Genomic DNA, 2,134 nt, shown 5'->3' with positions numbered 1-2,134 from the left:
GCGCCCGGTCGCCTCGAGCACGGTGACCTCCAGACCCAGTGCACGCAACGAGGCGGCCGTCTCCAGTCCGATGTAGCCGCCGCCGACGATCACGGCCCGACGCCCGGGGCTGGTGGCCTCTCGGATCCTCGTGACATCCGCGGCAGTGCGTAGGTAATACACTCCGGCCAGGTCGGCTCCAGGGGTGGAGAGCCGACGAGGCCGGGCGCCAGTGCACAACGCGAGCTTGTCGTAGGGCAATGCGTCGCCGGTGTTCAGCACGACGTGACCAGCCGAGCGGTCGATCGTCTGCACCGTCGCATCCATGAGTTGGATTCGCTGTTTGACGTAGAAATCGGCGCTGCGGATCGCGAGGTCGTCGAGTGAGCATTTGCCGGCCAGGTAGACCTTCGACAGCGGAGGGCGCTGGTAGGGCAGCGCCGACTCCTCACCGATGAGGACGATCTCACCGGTCCATCCTTCCTGGCGCAGGCTGGCTGCGAGTTGGGCCCCAGCATGGCTGGCCCCGACGATGACTGCCCGCTGCAATGTCATGTGTCGGATTTCGGGGTGAGGCGGACCATCATCTTGCTGATACCCCTCACGAAGTTGGACTGCACATACTCGGGTTCGCCGACGACCTCGATGTTCTCGAAGCGAGGGAGCAACTCCTCCCAGAGAATCCGCAGCTGCATTTCGGCCAGCCGGTTGCCCATACAGCGGTGGACACCAAAGCCGAAGGAGATGTGTTTGCGGGCGTTGGCCCGGTCGATGATCAAGTAGTCGGGCCGATCGAACACGCGCTCGTCGCGGTTGCCCGAGGCATACCACATCACTACCTTGTCGCCCTTGCGGATGAACTGGCCGTTCAGCATGGTGTCGGCCTTGGCGATCCGGCGCATATAGGCCAACGGTGTTTGCCACCGGATGATCTCCGAGACCATGTTGGGGATCAGGTCGGGGTTTGCCTTCAGCTTGTCGAACTGGTCTGGGAACCGGTTCAACGCGAGAACACCGCCACTCATCGAGTTCCGGGTCGTGTCGTTGCCTCCGACGATCAGCAACACAAGGTTGCCCAAGAACTCCATCGGTCGGTCGATCAGATCCTTGGTGCTCTCGTCGCTCTGCAACAGGGTGATCAGATCGAAGCCGGGTTCCTCCCCGGCAGCTGTCCGGGCCGCCTTGTCGTGCCAGTGCTCGCTGAGACCTCGCGCCATGTCGCGCATGCCGTCGAACACCTCGTCATTGTCCGAGGGACCGCCGTTGGCTTGCTCCATCGAGGATGCGAGATCTGACCATTGGACGAGTTTGCGACGCTGCTCGTACGGAAAGTCCAGGAGGGTCGCAAGCATCCGAGCGGTCAACTCGACCGAGACGCTCTGGACCCAGTCGAACGGCTCATCCACGGGCAGGTTGTCCAGCACCTCCTGGACGCGCGATCGAATCAGACCCTCCATCTCACGCAGGTTCTTCGGCGCGACCACCCCTTGGACAGCGGCCCGCTGCCGGTCGTGGCGTGGCGGATCCATCGCGATGAACATCTCGATATCCAAGAAACGAGGCGGGGCCCCGATGACGATCAACGGCTCGGAGGAGAAGACCTCATGGTTCTTGTCGACGGCCACGATGTCGGCATGGCGCGTGACGGACCAGAACGGACCGAACGGACTGTTGGGCTGATAGTGGACCGGAGCCTCGTTGCGCACGCGCTCGAAGTACGACTGCCAGCGCCCCTGACGATAGAGGAAAGGGTTGCTGAGGTCGATGTCGGCGAGTTCGACGTCCTCGACCGGCGGAATGGGGCTCTCGACGAAGAGTTTCTCCCCGTTCGTTCCGGTCACCCAACGCCGGGTCTTGTCGTACAGGTGTGCGCCTTGAATCTGCAGGTCGATCGGGATGGTCGACTGAACTTTCTCAGTGATTGCTTCAGAAACCTTCATCACTTCTTATCCGTTTTCTCTCGTCGTCACATCTGGTACTCGGGCAGCTGGACGATCAAGCCGTCCCACTCCTCGGAGACCACCATCTGGCAGGACAGCCGGGAGGTCGGCTGACGCTCGGGGTTCATCGAGAGCATCTCCTCCTCAACGGCGCCAGAGAGGCCGACCTGCTCGGACCACTGCGGATCGACGATCACATGGCAGGTGCCGCACGC

At 62.5% G+C, this 2,134-nt stretch carries 2 protein-coding genes and 1 pseudogene; all 3 read right to left on the bottom strand.

Annotated elements, in window-relative coordinates:
- A partial coding sequence (locus WAW17_RS05495; RefSeq protein WP_422331996.1) for an NAD(P)/FAD-dependent oxidoreductase occupies nt 1-534 on the bottom strand: 534 nt, incomplete at its 3' end.
- Entirely contained in the window at nt 531-1,919 is a 1,389-nt protein-coding gene (locus WAW17_RS05490; protein WP_422331995.1) for a cytochrome P450, read from the bottom strand. The genes WAW17_RS05490 and WAW17_RS05495, both read right to left, overlap by 4 nt.
- 26 nt (nt 1,920-1,945) lie before the next feature.
- Nucleotides 1,946-2,134, bottom strand: a pseudogene (locus WAW17_RS05485) (2Fe-2S ferredoxin); the annotation flags it as partial.

Source organism: Rhodococcus sp. (in: high G+C Gram-positive bacteria) (genome assembly GCF_049286785.1).
Classification (GTDB): Bacteria; Actinomycetota; Actinomycetes; order Mycobacteriales; family Mycobacteriaceae; genus Rhodococcus_F.
Note: the sequence above shows the minus strand (reverse complement) of the source record. Positions and strands in the feature narration are given on the sequence as shown.